At 72.0% G+C, this 22,276-nt stretch carries 20 protein-coding genes and 1 pseudogene; 12 read left to right on the plus strand and 9 right to left on the minus strand.

Annotated features, from left to right (window positions below; genetic code table 11):
• Positions 1-197 precede the first annotated feature (197 nt).
• Positions 198-1,121, plus strand: a complete 924-nt coding sequence (locus SLV14N_RS19660; protein WP_263270420.1) for a LysR family transcriptional regulator — start codon at positions 198-200, stop codon at positions 1,119-1,121.
• 106 nt (positions 1,122-1,227) lie between these two features.
• Here SLV14N_RS19660 and SLV14N_RS19665 read toward each other — a convergent pair whose 3' ends face one another.
• A complete protein-coding gene (locus tag SLV14N_RS19665) occupies positions 1,228-2,145 on the minus strand; it encodes a MerR family transcriptional regulator (protein ID WP_263270422.1) in 918 nt (305 codons plus the stop codon).
• 305 nt (positions 2,146-2,450) lie between these two features.
• Between SLV14N_RS19665 and SLV14N_RS19670 the strand changes: the two genes are divergently transcribed.
• The 5 genes from SLV14N_RS19670 to mltG all read left to right on the plus strand — a co-directional run bounded on the left by SLV14N_RS19670 (position 2,451) and on the right by mltG (position 7,593).
• Positions 2,451-2,765 (plus strand): SAV_915 family protein, encoded by a 315-nt coding sequence (locus SLV14N_RS19670; RefSeq protein WP_263270424.1) that lies wholly within the window; start codon positions 2,451-2,453, stop codon positions 2,763-2,765.
• Between the two features lie 16 nt (positions 2,766-2,781).
• Entirely contained in the window at positions 2,782-4,185 is a 1,404-nt protein-coding gene (gene lysA, locus SLV14N_RS19675) for a diaminopimelate decarboxylase (RefSeq protein ID WP_263270426.1), read from the plus strand.
• Positions 4,186-4,429: 244 nt separating this feature from the next.
• On the plus strand, positions 4,430-5,140 hold the full coding sequence (locus tag SLV14N_RS19680) for a FadR/GntR family transcriptional regulator (RefSeq protein ID WP_263270428.1): 711 nt from the start codon (positions 4,430-4,432) through the stop codon (positions 5,138-5,140).
• 96 nt (positions 5,141-5,236) lie between these two features.
• Positions 5,237-6,508 (plus strand): MFS transporter, encoded by a 1,272-nt coding sequence (locus tag SLV14N_RS19685; RefSeq protein WP_263270430.1) that lies wholly within the window; start codon positions 5,237-5,239, stop codon positions 6,506-6,508.
• 272 nt (positions 6,509-6,780) lie between these two features.
• Positions 6,781-7,593: an endolytic transglycosylase MltG gene (gene mltG, locus SLV14N_RS19690; protein WP_263270432.1), complete on the plus strand. Its 813-nt coding sequence runs from the start codon at positions 6,781-6,783 to the stop codon at positions 7,591-7,593.
• A gap of 58 nt (positions 7,594-7,651) precedes the next feature.
• Here the strand turns inward: mltG and SLV14N_RS19695 are convergent, their stop codons facing one another.
• The 4 genes from SLV14N_RS19695 to SLV14N_RS19710 all read right to left on the minus strand — a co-directional run bounded on the left by SLV14N_RS19695 (position 7,652) and on the right by SLV14N_RS19710 (position 11,437).
• Positions 7,652-8,371, minus strand: coding sequence for an ABC transporter permease subunit (locus tag SLV14N_RS19695; RefSeq protein ID WP_208687988.1), 720 nt, complete (start codon positions 8,369-8,371; stop codon positions 7,652-7,654).
• A gap of 79 nt (positions 8,372-8,450) precedes the next feature.
• Positions 8,451-9,362: an ABC transporter ATP-binding protein gene (locus tag SLV14N_RS19700; protein WP_263270434.1), complete on the minus strand. Its 912-nt coding sequence runs from the start codon at positions 9,360-9,362 to the stop codon at positions 8,451-8,453.
• Between the two features lie 103 nt (positions 9,363-9,465).
• Positions 9,466-10,377 carry an ABC transporter permease gene (locus SLV14N_RS19705; RefSeq protein ID WP_263270436.1) on the minus strand — a complete coding sequence of 304 codons (912 nt, stop codon included), beginning with the start codon at positions 10,375-10,377 and terminating at the stop codon, positions 9,466-9,468.
• A gap of 4 nt (positions 10,378-10,381) precedes the next feature.
• A complete protein-coding gene (locus SLV14N_RS19710) occupies positions 10,382-11,437 on the minus strand; it encodes an ABC transporter ATP-binding protein (protein WP_263270438.1) in 1,056 nt (351 codons plus the stop codon).
• A 232-nt stretch (positions 11,438-11,669) separates the two neighbouring features.
• On the opposite strand from SLV14N_RS19710, the gene SLV14N_RS19715 reads away from it, so the two are divergent.
• The 5 genes and pseudogenes from SLV14N_RS19715 (at position 11,670) to SLV14N_RS19735 (ending at position 16,687) form a co-directional block, all read left to right on the plus strand.
• Entirely contained in the window at positions 11,670-12,536 is an 867-nt protein-coding gene (locus SLV14N_RS19715) for a M24 family metallopeptidase (protein WP_208682300.1), read from the plus strand.
• Between the two features lie 137 nt (positions 12,537-12,673).
• Entirely contained in the window at positions 12,674-14,449 is a 1,776-nt protein-coding gene (locus tag SLV14N_RS19720) for an SDR family oxidoreductase (RefSeq protein WP_263270439.1), read from the plus strand.
• Positions 14,450-14,666: 217 nt separating this feature from the next.
• A pseudogene (locus tag SLV14N_RS19725) lies at positions 14,667-14,813 on the plus strand (metal-dependent hydrolase); the annotation flags it as partial.
• A 29-nt stretch (positions 14,814-14,842) separates the two neighbouring features.
• Positions 14,843-16,060, plus strand: coding sequence for a MerR family transcriptional regulator (locus tag SLV14N_RS19730; protein WP_263270440.1), 1,218 nt, complete (start codon positions 14,843-14,845; stop codon positions 16,058-16,060).
• Positions 16,061-16,144: 84 nt separating this feature from the next.
• The gene (locus SLV14N_RS19735) at positions 16,145-16,687 is read left to right on the plus strand and encodes an RNA 2'-phosphotransferase (RefSeq protein WP_208682305.1); all 543 of its coding nucleotides are present in this window, start codon (positions 16,145-16,147) and stop codon (positions 16,685-16,687) included.
• A 30-nt stretch (positions 16,688-16,717) separates the two neighbouring features.
• Here the strand turns inward: SLV14N_RS19735 and SLV14N_RS19740 are convergent, their stop codons facing one another.
• The 3 genes from SLV14N_RS19740 to SLV14N_RS19750 all read right to left on the minus strand — a co-directional run bounded on the left by SLV14N_RS19740 (position 16,718) and on the right by SLV14N_RS19750 (position 19,375).
• Positions 16,718-17,281 carry a hypothetical protein gene (locus tag SLV14N_RS19740; protein WP_263270443.1) on the minus strand — a complete coding sequence of 188 codons (564 nt, stop codon included), beginning with the start codon at positions 17,279-17,281 and terminating at the stop codon, positions 16,718-16,720.
• A gap of 65 nt (positions 17,282-17,346) precedes the next feature.
• Positions 17,347-18,246, minus strand: coding sequence for a zinc metalloprotease HtpX (gene htpX / locus SLV14N_RS19745; protein WP_263270445.1), 900 nt, complete (start codon positions 18,244-18,246; stop codon positions 17,347-17,349).
• Positions 18,247-18,475: 229 nt separating this feature from the next.
• Positions 18,476-19,375 (minus strand): LLM class flavin-dependent oxidoreductase, encoded by a 900-nt coding sequence (locus tag SLV14N_RS19750; RefSeq protein ID WP_263270447.1) that lies wholly within the window; start codon positions 19,373-19,375, stop codon positions 18,476-18,478.
• Between the two features lie 155 nt (positions 19,376-19,530).
• On the opposite strand from SLV14N_RS19750, the gene SLV14N_RS19755 reads away from it, so the two are divergent.
• Positions 19,531-20,460, plus strand: coding sequence for an HAD hydrolase family protein (locus tag SLV14N_RS19755; protein ID WP_208682314.1), 930 nt, complete (start codon positions 19,531-19,533; stop codon positions 20,458-20,460).
• A 57-nt stretch (positions 20,461-20,517) separates the two neighbouring features.
• On the opposite strand, the gene SLV14N_RS19760 is transcribed toward SLV14N_RS19755, so the two are convergent.
• Positions 20,518-22,197, minus strand: coding sequence for a GAF domain-containing sensor histidine kinase (locus SLV14N_RS19760; RefSeq protein WP_208687989.1), 1,680 nt, complete (start codon positions 22,195-22,197; stop codon positions 20,518-20,520).
• Between the last annotated feature and the right edge of the window lie 79 nt (positions 22,198-22,276).

Below are 22,276 nucleotides of genomic sequence, written 5' to 3' on the forward strand. Positions count from 1 at the left end.
CGGCCGTGCGGCGCGGCCGAGTCGGAGCGTGTCAGTGCATGCGGGTCGGCACCCGGAACCGTACGGCCGTACGCGGTTCCGGGTTGCCGCCCTGGGCCCTGTGACGATCTTCGCCGCGCTCTCACCCCCAAGTCAATCCTCTGATCTCCTTCCAAATCCCTTAGCTATAGCTTGGGTTGGCGGAATATCGTACGTCGGTGACCCTCGACGACCTGCGCGCCTTCGTGGCCGTGTGCGAGGCGGGCAATCTCAGCGCCGTCGCCCGCGATCTCGGCTGTACCCAGTCGGCCGTCAGCCAGCGCATCAAACGCGTCGAACGGGCGGCGGGCATCGGGCTGTTGGAACGCCGGCCACGCGGGGTGGCACCGACCCAGGCGGGCCGGATCCTGCACCGCGCGGCGGCGGACGGCATCGGCGGGCTGGATCTGGCGCTGCGCCGGCTGGCCGATCTGCGCGCGGGCGACGGCGGCACGGTCCGGGTGACCACCGGCGCCACGTCCGTACGGCACTTCATGTCCGACGCGGTGGTCACCTTCCGCGCCCGCCATCCGCACGTCAACCTGGAGTTCCGGACCGAGAGTTCCAGCCGCCGCTGCTTCGAGGCGGTCGCCGACGGCAGCTCCGAACTGGCCTGGATCACCATCGGCCCACCGGAGCACGGTATCGAGCAGCATCCGGTGATCCGCCTGCCGTGGGTGCTCGCCGTACGCGCCGATGACCCGCTCGCCGACCGGGAGTGCATCGAGCCCGGGGAGCTGGCCGGCATCCGGCACATCCGGCTGCCGGAGAACTCCACCTCCCGGATGCGCCTCGACGGCCACCTCGGCCACCGGGACGCCGGGCCCGTGCCGCCCCCGAGCACCACCAGCGTCGCCGACTGGGACACCGCCCTGCTGCTGGCCGAACTCGGCGTCGGCCCTGCGGTCGTACCCCAGCTGCCGGGCCTGCCGGCCACCGCCCACCCGGCCCTGCGGCTGGTACCGATCACCGGCCTGCCCCCGCTGGCCACCGGCTGGGCGGTCCGCCGGTGGGCGGCACTGAGCCCGGCGGCGGTGGCCTTCGCCGAGACGGTCACCGCCGGTCTGGGCGGGGCGGCGCCGGGCGGAGAGGTCATGCGCTGAGGCCGGGTGTGGCCCGGCGGGGCGGCCTGGGGTCCGGCCCGGTGTGACGCCGTGTCTCCGGCCCGGCCTTACGCCCTGGTGTCCCGCCGGGTTCCAGGCCCCGTCGTTACGCCCTGACCACCGGCTCCTGGATCTCCGTGACCCACTTCTCCAGGTCCGGCGGGCACTCCAGGTACAGCTCGCGGGCGTACCCGGCGGAGCGATAGCCGTTGTCGTCGATCCAGTGGGCAAGATTCTGGGCGGTCGGCAGAATCCGGCTCATCGGGCCGCGGTGCACCACCGTGGCGGCGCTGTCCAGGCCGGGGAGGGTGACGACATCGAAGCCGAGGCCGGTGGCGGCGGGGGCTCCGGGGCGGCCGGAGGTGCCGGTCGTGGCACCGGCCTTCGCCAGGGCCTCCTCGGTGATCACCATCCCCGCGTGCACGATGATGGCGTCCTTCCCGTCGTTCCCTCCGGCCGGCCGGTCGCTCCCCTCGCCCGGCTCGGGTACGTCCTCGTAGTACGCCAGCCCCGTCCCGGCAGGTGTCACCCCCGCCGCCGCCAGCAGCCGGCACAGCTCGGCGTAGAGCGGCGTGATCACCGGGCCGATGTCCTCGGGCCCGTAACTGGCGGCGATCCCGCTCAGCTCCGCGAGCAGTACCGTCCCGGTGCGCTTGACCACCACATCGTCGGCAGACATGCGTCCCTCACTCTCGATCGTCCGGAGCCTCGCCTCGACCCGCGCCAGCCGCGCACCCTCCGCCGTCAGCGCCGCCTCCAGCTCCGCCTGCCGCAGCCGCAGCATCCCGCGCAGCTCCGGCACGCTCACCTCCTCGGCCAGGATCGCCCCCACCTGCTGGAGGCTGAATCCGAGGTCCTTGAGCGCGATGATGCGGTTGAGCCGGGCGAGCTGGGCCGCTTCGTAGAAGCGGTAGCCGCTGACGGGGTCGGTACGGGCCGGGCGCAGCAGCCCGATCGCGTCGTAATGGCGCAGCATGCGGGCCGATACACGGCCGTACTGGGCGAAATCTCCGATGCTGAACATGACGCCTTCCAGTGGAGTGCTTTCCACAGTGTCAAGGTCAAGCGCGGCGGTCCACGGACGATGGACCGGGTGGCGGACCGGCGGGCGGGGCCCGGCCTGCCGCCCACGGCCCACACCTCGCGTCACCACCGCCGCACAACCGGCCACCGAGCGGCAGCATCGCGTCAAGTAGCGCCCGCAATCCGTCAATGACGCGTCAGCGACCGGCGGGGCGCCCCGTGCGCCGGGCATAGCGTCAGAGCCGAGCCCCGGCGTACGCGTTTCCCACCGGTCCGGGGCCGATGTTCTGTCCGAGGAGCAACGCCGTGTCCCACCATCTGTACGCGGAAGATCCCGAGCCCGCCGATCGTGTCCCGGCCGGGCCGCTGTTCGTCCCCGTCCGGTCGGGCCCCGCGGGCTGCACGGCCCGCCTGTTCCGCACTCCGCTCGGCGGCCGTACCGCCGTCGCCTTCACCTCGCCCCAACGGCTTGCCGCGGCCCTCGGCGGCGGACAGCCCTGGGTCCGGCTCTCCGAACCGGCGCTGCGGGCGCTGGCCGAACCCGTCGGAGCGACGGTCCTGACCGTCGATCCCCGGTTCATCCCCGACATTTCCCGTGGTCACCACCTACGGGCAGCCTGAGGGAGGGGCGATCGCGATGAGTCACCGCACTCTGCCCCCGGCCGGCCACGAGGCCGGTGCCCCGCCGCCGGCCACCGCCCTGGCACCCCCGCCGCGTACCGCCGCCCGGCCGCCGTCCGACAGCGAACCGCGGTCCATCTGGCCCGCGTCCGCGGCGCCGGTCGGCCATGACGACATCGCCGTCGGCGGTGTCTCGCTCACCGAGCTGGCCGACCGCTTCGGCACCCCCGCCTACGTTCTGGACGAGGGCGAAGTCCGCCACCGCTGCCGCGCCTACCTGAGGGCCTTCCCCGACACCGAGGTCTACTACGCGGCCAAGGCCTTCCTGTGCCGCGCCATGGTGCACTGGGTGCAGGAGGAGGGGCTCGGGCTGGACGTCTGCTCCGCCGGCGAGCTGGAGCTGGCCGTCACCACCGGCTTTCCGCCCGAGCGGATCGTGCTGCACGGCAACGCCAAGAGCCCGGCCGACCTGCGGGCCGCGCTGCGGCTGGGTGTCGGCCGGATCGTCATCGACAGCACCTCGGAGATCGCCCGGCTGGCCGTCGCGGTCCCGGCGGGCAGCCGCCAGAAGGTACTGGTCCGGGTCGTGCCGGGGATCGCCGCCGGCGGCCACGCCAAGATCCGTACCGGGACCGACGACCAGAAGTTCGGCCTGTCGATCGCCGACGGCTCCGCACAGCACGCCATCACCCGGATACTCAGCCAGCCGCGCCTCGAACTGGTCGGCCTGCACTGCCACTTGGGCTCGCAGATCACCACCGTCAAGCCCTATCTTTCGGCGGTACGGCGGCTGATCGGCCTGCTGGCCCGGATCCGGGAGCACCACGGCATCACCCTGCCCGAGCTGGACCTCGGCGGCGGCCATGGCGTCGCCTACCGCCCCGGGGAGCCCGCGCTCGACCTCGTCTCCCTCGGCACCAAGATCCGCGCCGAACTGGCCGGCGGCTGCGCGGCGGCCGGTCTGCCGGTGCCCCGGCTCGCCGTCGAACCGGGCCGCGCCATCGCGGGCCCGGCCGGGGTCGTCCTCTACCGGGTGCTGTCCGTCAAACGGACCGGCGCCCACACCTTCGTGGCGGTGGACGGCGGGATGAGCGACAACCCGCGGCCCGCGCTGTACGGGGTGCGCTATGCGCCACGACTGGTCGGCCGCGCCTCGGCCGCCGCACCGGAACCCGTCACCGTCGTCGGGCGGCACTGCGAGGCCGGCGATGTCCTCGCCGCCGACACCCGGCTGCCCGGCGACATCCGCTCCGGCGACCTGCTGGCCGTGCCCGTCGCCGGCGCGTACCACCTCTCGATGGCCTCCGGCTACAACCTCGTCGGCCGGCCGCCGGTCATCGCCGTCACCGACGGGCATGCCCGCCTTCTCGTACGGCGCGAATCCCTCGCGGACATCCAGGAGCGGGATATCGGGCTGTGAGGTGCGGGGGCGAGGGGCGACGGGGCGAGGGGCGACGGGCTTCTTCGCCCCTTCGCCGCCGGCGTTTCCGTGTACGATGAATCGACCAGTTGTAGGATGACTGGGCAACTGGTATTCAACTGGCCCTCGACCGGCCTACGGGACTTGCTACCGGCCCTGCGGGGGCCGGTCTTGCGGGGGCCGGTCCCTACGGGCCCTGTGGGTCCGGCCGGTCTACGGATTCATCGACGCGGACGGAATGGATATGGCACTGCAGGCAGCCGGGCGGCAATCCCTGGTGGACACCGTCGTCGACGCCCTGCGGTCCCAGCTGACGGCCGGGGAGTGGAAGGTGGGGTCCCGGATCCCCACCGAGCATGCGCTCGCCGAGCAGCTCCAGGTCGGCCGTAACACCGTGCGCGAGGCGGTGCGGGTCCTCGTTCACGCCGGGATGCTGCGCTCGCGGCAGGGCGAGGGCACCTTCGTCGTCTCCACCGCGGACCCGGGCGACATCATGCGCGGCATCCAGCGGGCCGGTATCCGCGACGTACTGGAGCTGCGGATCGCGCTGGAGGCGGAGGCCGCCCGGCTGGCCGCGCTGCGCCACCGGCCCGAGGATCTGGAACGGATGCGGGCCGCCCTGGATGCCCAGGCCGAACTGGGGGACGCGGAGGGGCAGCCCGACGCGGGCAGTCTGGAGCTCCACGCCGATCATGACGTCGCGTTCCACAAAGCCGTCGTCGAGGCCGCGCACAACACCGCGCTGACGGCGACCTACGACTGGTTCAGCAGCTCGGTGCGGGAGGCGCTGGTCAGCGCGCTCGACGACCAGGCGATGCCGAGGATCGTGCACGGGGATCACCGTGCGGTCATGGAGGCGATCGCGGCGGGCGACCCGGAAGCGGCGGAGCGGGCCACCCGCGCACTGCTGGACAAGCCGAAGCGGGCCGTGGAGGCCCTGCTGGCCGCCCGCTGAGGGCAGGCCCTTCCCCCGCAGTTCCTCTCTCAGCTCCCTCTCCCAATCCCCTCTCTCCTTCCTTCCCGATCCCCACTCCTGACGAGGTATGCGCGCATGGCAGGGCCCAGGTCCGAAACACCCTTGATCGACGCCGAGGAGGACCTGGTCGCGGCACCGCCGGTCGCCGCGGCCCGCCGCCGGCTGCGGGCCCACCCGGCGCTGGTCATGACCGGGATCGTGCTTGCCGCGCTCAATATGCGGGCGGCGCTGGCCGGGGTCTCACCGCTGCTCGGTGAGATCGGCGCGCATTTCCGGCTGACCGCGACCGCCAGCAGCCTGGTGACGACCATTCCGCTGATCTTCATGGGCCTCGGCTCGATCGCCGCGCCGAAGCTGGCGCGCCGCTGGGGCACCGAGACGGCGCTCTGTGCGGCGCTGGTGGCGCTGTGCGGCGGCATCGTGCTGCGGATCGCCCCGCCGGTGGTCGCGCTGTTCGCCGGGTGTGCGGTGGTGGGGTCCTCCATAGCCCTGCTGAATGTGCTGATGCCGGGCCTGATCAAGCGGGACTTCCCGGAGCGGGCCGCGGGCATGACGGCGCTCTACTCGACCGCGATGATCCTGGGCGCCACGGTCTCCGCCGCCTCCGCGGTGCCGATGGAGCATGCGCTCGGCGGCTGGCAGGGCGCGCTGGTCTCCTGGGCACTGCTGGCCGCCGTCGCCGCGGTCGTCTGGATTCCGCAGACCCTCATGGCCCGCCGCGGCACTCGCCATGGCGCGGCCGCGGCCACCCCGGCCCACCTCACCGAGGACGGACCGCGGCTGAGCCGCTCCCCGCTGGCCTGGCAGGTCACGCTCTTCATGGGCTCACAGTCGCTGATCGCGTATGTGGCCATCGCCTGGATGCCGACGATCTTCACCGACCACGGCATGGGCAAGGGCGAGGCGGGCCTGGTCTTCGCCTTCAGCACGCTGGTGCAGATGGCCGGTTCGTTCGTGGTGCCGATGCTGGCGGGGCGGATGCGACAGCAGCGGCTGCTGGCGGTGGCCGTGACCGGGCTGATGGCCTGCGGCATCACGGGTCTGCTGGTGGCACCGGTGGCCGGCGCCTGGCTGTGGGCCGCGCTCCTCGGTATCGGGCAGGGCGGCGCGCTGGGACTGGCCCTGACGATGATGGTTCTGCGCTCGGGCGACGCCCACACCGCCGCCCGCCTCTCCGGCATGGCACAGACCGGCGGCTACCTCCTGGCCGCCGTCGGCCCCCTGGTCCTCGGCGCCGTCCACCAGGCCACCGACGGCTGGACCGTCCCCCTCGTACTGCTGCTCGGCGTCTGCGCCGGCCTGGCCCTGCTGGGCATGGGCGCGGGACGGGACCGGCGGATCGGCTGACGGGCGGGGTGACGGACGGGCGGGGCGGCTGACGGGCGGATCAGCTGAGGGCGGGGCGGCCGAGCGGTGGGTGGTCGGCTGACCGGCGGGTCCGGCGGGTCCGGCGGGTCCGGCGGGCGGCGGTGGAGCGATACGGCGGTCCGCCGGGGCCCGCCGGGCGGGCAACGTCGCAGGTGGCGGGGGCATGGCGAGGTGGTGAAGGATCTTCGCGGTCGGCAACGATCCGGGGTCGGCCGGCCCACCTGCCCGCGCCCTCGCCTACCGTGCTGCCCATGAGCGATGCTTCGCCCACCGTTCGCCGGCCAGGTCCGCGGTTCTCCCGCACCGGCCGGCTCGTTCTTGTGGCCGTGCTGTTGGTCCTGGCCGTCCTTGCCGTCCTGCTGCTGCCGCGACTGCTGCGCGGGCCGCAGTCCGAGCAGACGCTGACCGTCCCGGAAGGGCAGCGGGCCACCCAGATCTACGCCGCCGCCGACAAGGCCCTGCACATGCCCGCCGGGTCCACCGCGAAGGCCGCCAAGCGCGCGCATCTCCCGCTGCCGGCCGAGGCGAAGGGCAATCCGGAGGGCTACCTCTTCCCGGCGACCTATCCGATCAGCTCGGACACCACCCCGGCGTCGCTGCTCTCCTACATGGTCAAAACCGCCAAGCAGCGCCTCGCCGCCGACAAGATCGCCTCCTACCGGACGGTCCTCATCGCCAGCATCGTGCAGGCCGAGGCGGACCGGCCGGCCGACATGGGCAAGGTCGCCCGGGTCATCGGCAACCGGCTCGCACACCGTATGCCGCTGCAGATGGACTCGACGATCAACTACGCGCTGGGCCGCAGCACGCTCCACACCAGCCACGCCGACACCAGGACCAAGAGCCCGTACAACACCTACCGGTACCCGGGACTGCCGCCGACGCCGATCGACAATCCCGGTGCGGACGCGCTGAAGGCGGCCGGTGCGCCGCCCGCCGGCGACTGGCTCTACTTCGTCACCGTCAAACCCGGCGACACCCGCTTCACCGCCGACTACCAGGAGCATCTGCGCAACGTGCGGGAGTTCAACGCACGGCAGCGCAGCGCCGGGAGCGGGGCTTAGGGCGGCGCGGCCGTCCGTCGCCCCGCCGCCCGGACGTCCTCACTCCCCGCCCGCGTCCTTACTCCTCGCCCGACAGGGTCAGCGCCTTCAGACGACGGGCGGCATACCAGGTGGCGGCACCCGTGAGACCCACCAACAGGCAGATGGCGAGCGGAAGTTGGACCTCGGAGGTGAGCGCACCCTCCGCGGCCACCTTCTGGCCGACCGCCAGCGCCCACTGCTGGATGCTGAGGGTCTTCGCGCCCGAGATGAGCGTCCCGACGAACGCCTCCCAGATCAGGGCGTAGACCAGACCGAAGACGACGGCGTGCCGGGTGATCGTGCCGAAGAGCAGGAAGAGAGCGCTGTAGGCGACCGAGGCGACGGCCGCGGCCACCGCGTATCCCACGGCCATCTGCTGACTGTTGCCGTTGAGGAGAAACCCGGCGAACAGGACGGGGAGGGCCGAGAAGGTGACCGTGACGCCTATCGCGACCAGGAGTTTGGTGAAGATGATCGACGGCCGGGACACCGGCTTGGCCAGGAGGTAGACCACCGAGCCGTCGTCGATCTCCGGGCCGATCGCGCCCGTACCGGCGATGACGCCGATCAGCGGCACCATCGTGCCCAGCGCGAAGCCGCCCAGGATGTCGCCGGCGGTGGCATCGTCGGCACCGGTCAGCAAGCGGACGGCCACCGCGAGCACCACCAGCAGGGCGGGCAGCGCGAAGAGGATCAGGGCCCGCCGCCGGCCGAGCAGGGCGCGGTAGGTGAGCCGGGCGACGGTCGGGTGGAACAGCGTGAACTGGGGGGCGCCGGGGGGCGCGGTCCGGGCCGTCGGAGTGGTCGTGGACATGCGTCAGGGCTCCTTTCAGGCCTCAGGCCGCTACGAGGTAGGAGAAGACGGATTCCAGCGACTCGTCGGAGGGCGAGACCGTCAGGAGGCGGATGCCGTGGTCGCGGGCGACCCGCGGCAGGAGTTCGGTGAAGCGGCCGAAGTCGACCGCCTGGATGCGCAGCGCGCCTTCGGCGAGGTCCACCTCGATACCGGCCGTCGAGGGGTCGGCGATCAGCGCCCCGGCCAGCGCCCGGTCGTTGTCGGACCGGACGAGATAGCGGTGCGGGCGGTCCGTCATCAGCCGGCGGATCTTGCGGAAGTCACCGGACGCGGCATGCCGTCCCGCCACCACCACCTCGATGTGCGCGGCGAGTTGCTCGACCTCTTCGAGGATGTGCGAGGAGAACAGGACCGTACGGCCCTCGTCGCCCATCCGCCGCAGCAGCTCCATCAGCTGCATCCGCTGGCGGGGGTCCATACCGTTGAACGGCTCGTCCAGCAGCAGCACCGACGGGTCGTGGACCAGCGCGGAAGCCATCTTCACGCGCTGCCGCATGCCCTTGCTGTACGTCGAGATCTTGCGGTCCTGGGCGTACTCCATCTCGACGGTGGCCAGCGCCCTCGCCGCCTCCGTCAGGCCGAGGCCGTGCAACTCGGCGTTGGCGAGAACGAATTCGCGCCCGGTGAGGAAGTCGTACATCCCCTCGCGCTCCGGGACGATGCCGATGTGGCGGTAGATGCCGGCGTTGCGCCAGATCGTCGTCCCGTCGAGGGTGACGGAGCCGTTGGAGGGCGCGAGGAAGCCGCCCATCATGTTGATGAGGGTGGACTTGCCGGCGCCGTTGGGGCCCAGCAGGCCGGTCACACCGGGGCCGATGGTCATCGTGATGTCGTTGACGGCAACGACATTGCCAAACCAGCGTGAGACATGGTCGATGTGGAGAGTCGTCATGGGCGCGGCCCAGTCCTTCGGAGGGTGGTGGCGGGCGACGGGCAGAAGGCGCATGGGCGCAGCCCATCCCTGGGAAGGGCGGTGGTGGGTGACGGGTGGGAGGTCACAGGCCGGCCTTTCGGTAGCGGCGCATCAGAAGGCCGTAGCAGCCGACGATGACGGCCAGCGTCACGAGGAGATAGACGAATCCGGCGCCGGTGGTCGGAGCCAGGCCGTTGGGGAAGGAGCTGGTGCCGCCGAGGAACGTCGACTGCACCCCGTCGATCAGCGTGATGGGGGAGAACAGCCCCAGCCAGCCGACGGCGGACTCATTGCCCTGGACGAAGGCGATGGCCTGGACCGCGCTCACCGCGCCGTACGGAATGGTGAGGACGGCGATCACGGCGGCGACACCGAAGCCGCGGCGCGGGGTGACCGCGGAGACGACCAGCCCTATCCCGGCGAACAGCAGCGAGAGCAGCACCACGGCGACCAGTCCCTGCCCCAGGCCCTTGGTCTGGTCGAGGAAGTCCAGCTTCGCCAGCAGCGCCCCGACGTAGAGGATCAGCAGCGGCGCGCCGGTGAGGATGAACAGGGCAGCGGCCATGGCCGCGAACTTCGAGGCCACGTAGTCGACCCGCTCGATGGGCCGGGAGAAATACAGCGGTACGGACTTGAACCGCAGATCGCGGGAGACCGACTGCGGGGCCTGCGCGGCCAGATACAGGCCGATGACGACCTGGAGGTAGACGGCGTAGCGGGAGTAGCCGACCGGGAGGGCACTGGCCTTGGTGACCACCGCCACCGCCACCATGATCGTGGCGGGCAGGCACATCGTGACGAAGAGCAGCATCGGCAGCACCTTGCTCTTGGCCGAACGGCCCAGACCGAAGGCGCCGCGCAGGCTCTGCGAGAAGAGTGACCGGCGGGCGTAGGCGCGGCCCAGGCGGGGGCCGTCGTAGTGGCGGTAGCCGATGTTGTGGATATAGGCGCCGCCCGGCGCGGCGTCGGGGGACGTCGGATGCGCGGACGTCATGGGCTCAGGCGACATCGTGGGCGCCTCCGTCCTGGGTGGCGTACGGGGCGCTCGGGGCGCCTGCGGTGACGGGGGCGGACTGCGCCGCATCCGCGTCGCGGAAGACCTCGGCGATCTGATGGCGGCGCTGTTCCATCCGGACCAGGCCGAGCCCGAGTCCGGCGACGGTGTCCCGCACCAGGTCGTACGTCTCCTCACCGGCCGCCTCGACATACAGCAGGCGGCCGGAGGCGGCGAGACCCTCGGAACCGGCCGCGCGGGTGGTCACCGCTGCCCCGGCCGCGGCCAGCGCCGCACGCAGTGCCTCGGTGCCGTCCGGATGGGCGTCGGTGTCCGTGACCTCGACCGCCAGCGAGGCCGTGACCTGCGTGAACTCATCGGTGGAGGAGGACCGCAGCAGTTTGCCGCCGTCGATGACGACGACATGGTCACAGGTGCGCTCCAGCTCACCAAGGAGGTGGGAGGTCACCAGGACGGAGATCCCGAAGTCGCTGTGGACCCGCCGGATCAGGCCGAGCATCTCGTCCCGCCCGGCCGGGTCGAGGCCGTTGGTGGGCTCGTCGAGGAACACCAGCTGCGGGTCGTGGACCAGCGCCTGGGCCAGCTTCACCCGCTGTTTCATACCCGTCGAGTAGCCGCCGATGGGGCGGTAGCGCTCCTCGTAGAGGCCGACATGGCGCAGGGTGTCCGCGGTGCGCTCGCGGGCGGCGGTCGGCGGCAGCCCGGACATCCGGGCCATGTGCACGACGAACTCGGTGGCGGAGACGTCCGGCGGCAGGCAGTCGTGCTCGGGCATGTAGCCGACCCGCTCACGGATGGTGCCGCCGTCCTTGGTCACGTCCAGGCCGAGGACATGCGCGGTCCCTTCGGTCGCCGGGGCCAGCCCGAGAAGGATCTTGATCAGGGTGGACTTTCCGGCACCATTGGCACCCACCAGGCCCGTTACGCCGGGGGCGATGTCAACGGAGAGCCGGTCCAAGGCGGTCACCCGCGGGAACCGCTTGCTCAGGCTTTCGGTCACGATCACAGTCACGTCATCGACGGTAGTGGTGCCCGCCACACCGGTCGTCAACCCAGACGATGGGATGTCCCTCCCCCTCCGGTATTACGTGCCCGTAGGGGTCTCCTGCTGTGAGCTGCCCCGGCGTAAGGGATGCCGGTGCATGGACGCGGATCTCTCGTGCGGAATTGCGGACCTCTTGACGCAGCCGCCGGTCATTGTCACATTCATCAGTGTCAAGTTACGGGCACGTACCGCGATGCACTGCTCACGGACGGACGGACGGTTGGCGATGGCCTCAGTCACCTCAGCGACCTCACCAGGAGCCGGAGAACTCCTTGCCGGGCTAAGGGGGTTCAGAGAGGTCCAACGCCTCGCCTACGCCTGCGCGGAAGCGGTGGCCGCCCAGCTCAGGCCCGGGGTGACCGAGCGCGCTGCGGCGCGGATGCAGCGCGAGTGGCTGCGCGAGCACGGAGTGCGGGACTGGTTCCACCTGCCGTTCGCCTGGTTCGGCGACCGCACCGCCTTCGCCGACTTCCGCGTGCCGCTGCAGTTCTTCCCCACCCATCGTGAGCTGGAGCCGGGGATGGCCTTCATCCTCGACATGGCCCCCATCCACAACGGCTACACCGCCGACATCGGCTACTCCGGCTGCCTGGGGCTCAACCCCGTGCACGACCGGCTGCTCGCCGACCTCGAAGCGCACCGGGAGCTGATCCTGCGCGAGGTGCGCGAACGGCGCCCGCTGCGGGAGATCTACGAGAACGTCGACCGGCTGATGGTGCGGCAGGGCTATGCCAACCGCCACCGCGCCTACCCCTTCGGCGTCATCGCGCACAAGGTCGACCGGGTCCGGCAGCGCCGCTGGTCCCCCACTCTCTTCGGGTTCGGCACCCAGTCCCTCAGGGGCCTGGCCTCCGACGCACTGCACGGCCACCGTGACGGCTGGTCCCCGCTGTGGAGCCCGTACCGCTTCTCCGACCACCCGCCGCAGCCGGGACTGTGGGCGGTCGAACCCCACCTCGGATTCCGGGGAACGGGCGCGAAGTTCGAGGAGATCCTGGTCGTCACGGACTCCAAGGACCCACAGGAAAGCGCCTTTTGGCTGGACGACGATCTGCCGCATGTGCGGCGCCGGCAGGAGGAGAAGGCCGCATGAACACGGGACGTGAGTCGGGAAGCGGACGGGAACCGGGAAGCGAGCGGGGAAGCGGACGGGGAAGCGGAAGCGGGCGGGGCTCGGGGCGGGGGCAGCGGTCCGGGGCCGGGGGCGAGGCTGCGGCTGAGGCCGGGGCCGTGTCCGGTACCGGTGCGGGGCTCGCCGGGGCGCGGGAGCGCTGGGTGCGGACCGGTGGCATCGAGCTGTGCGTCGCCGAGCTGGGCGACCCGGCGCAGCCCACGGTGCTGCTGGTGCACGGCTATCCGGACAGCAAGGAGGTCTGGTCCGAGGTCGCCCGTGGTCTGGCCGGCCGGTTCCATGTGGTGCTCTACGACGTCCGGGGCTGCGGCCGGTCCACCGCCCCGCGGCCGCTGCGGGGCGGCTTCACCCTGGAGAAGCTGACGGACGACTTCCTGGCCGTCGCCGACGCCGTCAGCCCGGATCGCCCGGTCCATCTGGTCGGCCATGACTGGGGCTCCGTGCAGGGCTGGGAGTTCGCCACGGTGCGGCGTACGGAGGGCCGGATCGCCTCCTTCACCTCCATGTCGGGCCCGTCGCTCGACCACTTCGGCCACTGGATCAAGAAGCGGACGGTGCGCCCCACCCCCCGACGCGCCGCCCAACTCCTCAACCAGAGCGCCAAGTCCTGGTACGTCTACATGCTGCACACCCCCGTGCTCCCCGAGCTGGCGTGGAAGGGACCGCTCGGCAAGCGCTGGCCGAAGATCCTGCAGCGGGTGGAGAAGGTGCCTGGCGGTGACTACCCGACCGCTTCGCTGCCGACCGACGCGGCCCATGGAGCCTGGCTCTACCGCGACAATGTGCGCCCCCGGCTCCGCCGCCCGCGCGCCGACGCGTATGCGCACTGCCCGGTCCAGCTCATCACGCCCACCGGCGACGCCTTTCTCTCGCCGCGGCTGTACGACGACCTGGAGCAGTGGGCGCCCCAGCTGGTACGCCGCACCCTCCCGGCCAAGCACTGGGTGCCACGCACCCGCCCCGACCAGCTCGTCTCCTGGATCGGCGAGTTCATCACCGCCAAGGAGGAGGGGGATCCGGCGCGGCAGGTCGTGGCATCCGGCACCTACGCCGACCGGTTCGGCGGGCAGCTGGTGTTGGTGACCGGCGCGGCCGGCGGCATCGGCCGGGCGACGGCATTCGCCTTCGCGGAAGCCGGCGCCCGGATCATCGCCGTCGACCGGGACGCCGAGGGCGCGGCACGGACCGCCGATATGTCGCGGCTGATCGGTGCACCACAGGCCTGGGCGGAGGTCGTCGATGTCTCGGACGAGACGGCGATGGAGAAGCTCGCCGACAAGGTCCATACGGAGTACGGCACCGTCGACGTGCTGGTGAACAACGCCGGGATAGGCCTGTCCGGCTCCTTTCTTAAGACCGGCACCGAGGACTGGAAGAAGGTCCTGGACGTCAATCTGTGGGGCGTCATCCACGGCTGCCGGATCTTCGGCAAACGCATGGCGGAGCGCGGACAGGGCGGCCATATCGTCAACACCGCCTCGGCCGCGGCCTTCCTGCCGTCGAAGACGCTGCCCGCGTACAGCACCTCCAAGGCGGCGGTCCTGATGCTCAGCGAGTGTCTGCGCGCCGAGCTGGCGGGGCAGGGCATCGGCGTCTCGGCGATCTGCCCCGGGATCATCAACACCGGCATCACCTCCACCGCCCGCTTCACCGGCGTCTCGGCCGACGAGGAGAAGCGCCGCCAGACCAAGGCCGCGCGGATGTACGGGCTGCGCAACTACCCGCCGGAGAAGGTCGCCGACGCCATTCTGCGGGCCGTGGTCCGCAACCAGGCGGTGGTACCGGTCACCCCCGAAGCACGCGGCGCCCATCTCCTCTCCCGCTTCGCCCCACGCGTCCTACGCGCCCTCGCCCGCTTCGAGCCGCGACTTTAGGAGGAGGTCGGGACGCGGGGGCGCGGGCCGACGCGCCGCCGCGTGCAGGGGCCCGTCCGGGCGGTCCCCGCCGCCCCCTTGGCCTTCGCCGCCCCGAGCATCCGCCACCCAGAGCATCCGCCGCCTCATGGGGTGCCTCGGGGTGGGCGAAGAGGTTTGGGGCACAGCGGGGTTGGGACCTCCGGGATGCGGCCGGGCCGGAGCGCTCGGGGGGGGGCAGCTGGGTGCGGCGGACCCTCGCTATCGAGGGCGGTCGTACCATCCCTCGCAGGAAGGGTCGCTGCGCACGGCCGTCGCCTGCCCGGCGTCCTCCCCGGCCGCACGGGCCGCGGCGGGTGCGGTGGGCCACGCGGCCGTCTCGTAGCGCGCGGCCATCTCGTAAGGAGCACCACAGTGACCGAGCAGCCGCCAAGGGCCGAGTACCGCACGGCCGAGTACCGCATCGAGGATCTGGCTCACCTCAGCGGCGCCACGGTCCGCACGATCCGCGCCTATCAGGACCGTGGACTCCTTCCCCGCCCGGAACGCCGTGGCCGGGCCAATGTCTACGGCGCCGCCCATCTGGCCCGGCTGCGCCAGATCGCCGATCTGCTCGACCGCGGCTACACCCTCGCCAGCATCAAGGAACTCCTCGAGGCCTGGGACGCGGGCCGTGACCTCGGCGGGGTGCTGGGCCTGGTCGCCGAGATCGACGGGCCGTGGACCGACGAGGAGGCGTCCCGCATCAGCCGCACGGACCTCGACGCCGCCTTCGGGGGCAGCCCCGATGAGACAGCGCTCGCCGAAGCCGTCGAACTGGGCGTCCTGGAACGCATCCCGGGCCGGGACGACGAGTACCTCGTCCCCAGCCCGCAGGAACTCGCCGTCGCCGCCGAACTGCACTCCGCCGGTGTCCCGCTGACGGCGATCTCCGGTCATCTGCGGGAGGTACGCGGCCAGGTCGAGCACATCGCCGCCCGCTTCCTGGACTTCACCACCGAGCATGTCTTCCAGCAGTTCCTGGACCACCCGCCCACCGAGGCCGAGACCGCGGAGGCCGCCTCCCTCGTACGCCGGCTGCGCCCCCTCGCCCAGCAGACCATCGACGCCGAACTCGCCCGCGCCATGCGCACCCTGGCCACCCAGTATCTGCGCCATCACCTCAGCGAGGCCCTTCCGGCAGAGGCGCGGAGACCCGGTGGAAGGCCGGCGGACGCCGAGGCCGGGAGCAGCTCCGTAGGAGAGGCCGGGGCCGGGAGCGTCCCCGCGCCTCGGGCAGCCCCCGGACTGCCGCCTGTCCCGCCGCCCGCCCCTGGGCCCGTCGCGGACTCCCCTACCGAGACCGCCCCGCCGTCCGCCCCCGGGTCAGTCGCGGACCCCCGTACCTCGGCCGACCCGGCGGCCGTCCCGGAGACCGTGCTGCTCCCCGCCGAGGCCGTACAGGCCGTGCGGGCTCTGGTCGGCGCGGAGAACACGGCCGCCTTTATCGCCGCCGCCGCACACCGGGAGGTGCAGGCCCGCACGATGGACGCCCTGGTGGCGGGCAGCAGCGGCGGCGGCATCGGCATCGGCATCGGCATCGGCATCGACACTGCGTCGCACACGGAAGACCGCGCGGGCGAGGGGGAGTGACGCGCCGGGGGCGCTGGGGGTCCCGCAGTACTCCCGGCCGGGAATTCAGATGCCGCCGCACGCCCCGCGCGGCACTCTGGAGACATGAACGACCAGCGCTCCGTACGCATCTCGAAGTATCTGGCGAAGCATCTGCGCCATGAACCGGAGCGGATCGGGATCACCCTCGACGCCCAGGGCTGGGTGCCCGTCGCCGAGCTCATGGCAGCGGCCGCGCGGCACGGGTTCCCTTTCACCCGGGCCGAGTTGGCGGCAGTGGTCGCCGGCAACGACAAGCAGCGTTACGCCATCGACGGCGACCGGATCCGCGCCAACCAGGGCCATTCGGTACCGGTCGACCTCGATCTGCCGCCGGCCGTGCCCCCCGCCCATCTTTTCCACGGCACGGTGGCCCGCAGTGTGGCCGCCATCCGGGACGAGGGACTGCGGCCGATGTCGCGGCATGCCGTCCATCTCTCCCCCGACCGCGAGACCGCGACCCGGGTGGGCGCGCGACGCGGCAAGCCCGTCGTCCTGACCGTCGACGCGGGCGCCATGCACCGCGCCGGCCACGTCTTCCGGGTCAGCGCCAACGGGGTCTGGCTCACCAGCCGCGTACCGGCCCAGTTCCTGCGTTTCCCGGGCTGAAACCACCACGCCCGTAGGGCAGGGGCCGGCTCAGAGCCCCGGCGCACCCCACACCGGGAACCACCGCGCCAGGTCCTTCTCGATCGTCAGATCGTCCCCGAGCATCGCCCGCACCTGGAGCTCCAGCGGGTTGTCGCGCTTCTCGCCACCGTCCCGCGCCGGCGCGAAGGGGTAGAACGTGCCCCGCTTGTAGAGGTAGACCAGCGCCAGCGACCGCTGCTGGTCATCGCGGAAGCCGACCAGCGAACACAGCAGCTGCGGACCGAAGCCCGCCTCCTCCAGGGACGTGTTGACCGCATGCAGGTCGTTGACCAGGCCCGCCACGTCCTCCGGCGGATGCCGTACGAGCAGCCAGGTATAGCCGTAGGCGTCCTGGGTGAACTCCACGGAGCCGTCCAGCAGGGACCGTGCCTCCTCCTGGATACGTGCGAACGCGCCGCCCTCGACGCTCGCGAAGCACACCGACCCCAGGCCGGTGGGTTCGAATCCGGCCGCGGCCTGCAGGGTCACCGCGGCGGACGGCAGCGCGAAGAGCTGGTCGAGGTCGGGGCGGACCGGCTTGCTGCGGCCGAGGATGGCGTCCAGAAAACCCATGTGCTGCCTGCTCCTTGATCGTCACGACCGGCCGGTCAAAGGCCGCGCCCCGCGCGCACCGTGCCTCACGCCCGTCCCAGCTCCGCCGCGATCCGGCCCAGCTGGTCCAGCCGCTGCTCCAGCGTCGGGTGCGAGGACAGCAGCCTGCTGAAGCTCTCCTTGTTGAACGCGGGGGCGAAGTAGAAGGCGTTGAACGGCTGGGCCTTGCGCAGGTCTTCGGTCGGGATCCGCGCGATCTGACCGGTGACCTTGGTCAGCGCGGCGGCCAGTGCCGACGGCCGGCCGGTCAGCAGGGCGGCGGCCCGGTCGGCGGACAGCTCGCGGTAACGGGACAGCAGCCGGGTCAGCAGAAAACTGAGCGCGTAGACGACCGCGCTGACGGCGGTGACGATGAGCACGGCGATGGCCGTGTTCTGGTCCCGGTTGCTGCGGCCGATACCGCTCCACAGGGCGGCCCGGGTGATGATCCCGGCCAGTACGCCGAGGAACGAGGCGATGGTCATCACGGCGACATCGCGGTGCGCGACATGCGAGAGCTCGTGGGCCAGCACCCCCTCCAGCTCCGCCGGCTCCAGCCGCCGGAGCAGCCCCGTGGTGGCGCACACCAGCGAGTTCTTCTGACTGCGGCCGGTGGCGAACGCGTTCGGCACATCCGACTCGGCAATCGCGACCCGTGGCTTGGGCATATCGGCCAGCGCACACAGCCGGTCAACGGCACCGTGCAGTTCGGGCGCCTGCTCCGGGGTGACCTCGCGCGCGCCCATGCTGAATGCCGCGATCCGGTCGCTGAACCAGAACTGCGCGACGAACAGGGCACCGGCGATCAGCAGTACCACCACCCAGGCGCCCTTGAGCAGCACCACCAGCACGCCGACGACCACGACGTACAGCAGTCCGATGAAGAACATCGTCGTGACCATGCGTGAGGTCAGCCCGCGGTCCGGGGCGAATCGGGTCTGTGCCATGGCTCCTCCACACACGCCGCACTCCGCGCAGTGCGCCGGCCCGCTCGCGCGCCGTCTTCGCACCGCGCGCCGCGTGCCGCGCACTGCGCCGCTGTCCCGATTCTCCCTCTTCCGGGCTATATGCGGGGTAAAGCCCAGGCCAGAAGACGGCCCGGCGCGTCGGGCGCGCGGGACGGGGAGCGCCGGTAGACGGGCCCCGGCCCCTGTGGAGCGCGGGGCCGGGGCCCGTCTACCGGGCGGCCAGCTGCGCCGCCCCCTCCGTGGCGATCCGCTCGAAGACCGCGACATCGGCCTCGAAGAGCGAATCGGCGATCGGCCAGTGGAGGACCAGTTCATCGATGCCCAGCTCGGCGTGGCGGCCGGCGAAGTCGACAAAGGCGTTCACGGAGTCCAGCGGACGGTCCGGGGTGAAGCCGGCCAGCATGATCTTCTGCAGGTCGGCGACGTCGCGGCCCTGGTCGGCGCAGGCCTTCCCCAGACGTTCGAGCTGCCCGCGGATCGCCGCACGCGACTCGGCCGGGGTGCCGCCCCCGTTCGACACCTTGGGATCGCCGGTCGTCACCCAGGCCTGCCCATAACGGGCGGCCAGCTTCAGCCCGCGCGGGCCGGTGGCCGCCACCGCGAACGGCAGCCGCGGCCGCTGCACACATCCGGGAATGTTGCGCACCTCGTGCGCGGAGTAGTGCGCCCCCTCGTGGGAGACGACGTCCTGGCTCAGCAGCCGGTCCAGCAGCGCGACGAACTCGTCGAAGTGGTCGGCCCGTTCCCGCGGCGCCCAGGGCTCCTGGCCGAGCGCGGTGGCGTCGAAGCCATTGCCGCCGGCGCCGACGCCCAGGGTGATCCGGCCGTCGCTGATGTCGTCGAGCGAGATCAGTTCCTTGGCGAGGGTGACCGGGTGCCGGAAGTTCGGCGAGGTGACGAGGGTGCCCAGCCGCATCCGGGAGGTCACGGACGCGGCCGCGGTCAGCGTCGGCAGGGCGCCGAACCAGGTCCGGTCACGGAAGCTCCGCCACGAGAGGTGGTCATAGGTGTACGCGGCGTGGAAGCCCAGCTCCTCGGCGCGCTGCCACACCTCCCGCCCGCCTTCGGACCAGCGGCGGACGGGGAGTATCAGGGTGCTCAGTCGCATACTCCGAGCGTACGGCCGTCCGAGGGCCGGACGATTCTCCTCGGCGCTGTGGACGGCTGCGTCCGCCTGCCCATAGGCCTTCGACCCGGCGGCGCGCGGGCTCATGCGCGCAACCCACCGCACGCCTGTGCACGGCGGTACGGGAAGATGGCCCCGTGACTGATGCCTCCGCCCCACCGTCCCGGGTGCCCGAAACGGCCGTTGCCCCCCGGCTGATCGCCACCGATCTCGACGGCACGCTGCTGCACGACGACAAGACGGTCTCCGACCGCACGATCGCCGCGCTCGCCGCCGCGGAACGGGCCGGCCTCGCGGTGTTCTTCGTCACCGGACGCCCGGCCCGCTGGATGGGCGTGGTCAGCGACCATGTGCACGGTCACGGCCTGGCGATCTGCGCCAACGGCGCGGCCGTCGTCGATCTGCACCGCGGCGGCCGGATCGTCGAGGTCAGCCCCCTGGAGCGGACCGCCGCGCGCCAGGTCGTGGACGCGCTGCGCAGCGCCGCGCCCGGTACCTCGTTCGCGGTCGAGCGCACCGGCGGCATCCACTACGAACCGCAGTACCCGCCCCTTCTCCTCGACCCGGCAGCGGTCGTCGCACCGGCGGAGAAGCTGCTCGCCGACGACTTCGTCCCGCCGCTGGGACCGGAGGAGACCGAGGCGGACGGCCCGGCCGGCGGCACCGACCGCCCCGCCTTCCCCGACCAGCCCGTGATCAAGCTGCTCGCGCACCACCCCGAGCTGGACCCCGACGCCTTCCTCACCCTGGCCCGTACGGCCGCCGGCGGTCTGGCGACCTTCACCCGGTCCAGCCCCACTGCCCTCCTGGAGATCAGCGGGCCCGGCGTGAGCAAGGCCGGCACCCTCGCCCGCTGCTGTGCGGAGCGCGGTATCGCGCCGGACGAGGTCGTCGCCTTCGGGGACATGCCGAACGACATAGCGATGCTGTCCTGGGCCGGCACCTCGTACGCCATGGCCAACGCGCATCCGGATGTGCTGGCCGCCACGACGCGCCGTACCGCGTCCAACAACGACGACGGTGTCGCGGCCGTCATCGAGCGGATCCTGCAGGACGGCCACCTCTAGGGCGCCGCCACGTCCCGTCCGGCCCACAAGGCCGTCGGCCCGGCCCCCCGTGCCGTCTCACAGAGGTGCCTCCCACTGCACCATCGTGCCCGTGCCGCCCTCGCCGAGCCCCGGGCCGTACGAGCTGGAGCCGCCCAGCGCCTCCGCCCGGTTGGCGAGGTTCCTGAGGCCGCTGCGGCGGCCGCCGTCCGGGATGCCGATGCCGTCGTCGGCGACGGTCAGACGGACGCCGTCGGTGCCGTCCGGGAGCCGGACCGTGGCATCGACGACGACCTCGATCCGGGAGGCCTGGGCGTGCCGGAAGGCGTTCGACAGCGCCTCACGCAACGCGGCGATCAGGTTCTTTCCGGTCAGCTCGCCGACCCGGGAGTCGACCGGGCCGACGAAACTGGCCGACGGCTGGAAGCCGAGCGGTACGGCGGCGGTGCCGATCTCGCGCAGGACCCGGGTCCGCAGCCCGGACGGCGCCTCGGCCGGGCCCTGTTGGAGGGCGAAGATCGCGGTCCGGATCTCCTGGATGGTCACGTCCAGCTCGTCGACGGCCTTGCCGACGCCCTGGGCCACCTCCGGCACGACGGTCCTGCGCTGTGCGCTTTCCAGCATCATGCCCGTCGCAAACAGCCGTTGGATGACGAGATCGTGCAGGTCACGGGCGATCCGGTCGCGGTCCTCATAGACGGCGAGCCGCTCACGGTCGCGCTGCGCGTCGGCCAGCACCAGCGCCAGCGCGGCCTGCGCCGCGAACTGGGTGGCCAGCGTCCGTTCGGCACCGGTGAACGGGCGGGCACCTCGGGCCCGCGGTGTCGCGAGGGTGCCCAGCACCCGGCCGCCACTCTTGAGCGGCAGCATCATGCTGGGGCCGAAGCGCTGCGCGATATCGGTGACCATGCGCGGGTCGGTGGCCGAATCGTCCACGAACACCGGCTCCCCGGCAAGGAGTTGTTCGACCACCGGGCTGTCGGTCGGAATCTGCGTCCCCATGATCCCGGCGGGCTCGTCCGCCGACACCGCGACGATCTCCAGACCGCCCTCCTCATCGGGCAGCAGCACGATGCCGGCCGCCGAGTCCGCCAGCTTCCGGGCCTGCTCGGCGACCACCGCGAGCGCATCGTCGACATCGCTGCCGGCGAGGAGTTCGGTGGTCACCGCGACGGATCCGTCGATCCACCGCTCCCGCTGCCGGGTCGCCGCATGCAGCCGGGCGTTGCCGATCGCGATACCGGCCTCGGTGGCCAGCACCCGCACCATGTGCAGGTCCTCCTCGCTGAACACCCCGCCGTCGCGCTTCTCCGTCAGATAGAGGTTGCCGAAGATGTCGCCCTGGACGCGGATCGGCACCCCGAGGAACGTCCGCATCGGCGGGTGCCCCGGCGGAAAGCCGGCCGAGCGGGCGTCCTTCGTGAGGTCGTCGAGGCGCAGCGGCTTGGGATCGTGGATGAGCGCACCGAGCAGTCCCTTGTGGCCGTCGGGCAGCGCGCCGATCCGCTCGTGCTGTTGCGCGGTCACGCCGTACGTCACGAAGTCCGACAGCCCCTCGCGGGCCTCGTCGATGATCCCGATCGCCGCATAGCGGGCGTCGGCGAGCTCGGCGGCGGTCTCCACGATCCGGTCGAGGGTGACATGCAGATCAAGCCCCGCACCGACCGTGCGCATCGCTTCCAGCAGCTGCGGCACCCGGGCGGTCAGCTCGGACGACAGACCCCGCAGACTGCGGGTCGCCTCGGTGGCGGCGTCCATGGGGTCGGGGACCGCGTCCTGGCCACCGCTCCCGAGGTCCCTGGGGTCTGAGGGGGGTGGTCCTGCCGTGGCTGCCATG

Source organism: Streptomyces sp. Je 1-4 4N24 (assembly GCF_026239515.1).
GTDB lineage: Bacteria > Actinomycetota > Actinomycetes > Streptomycetales > Streptomycetaceae > Streptomyces > Streptomyces nigrescens.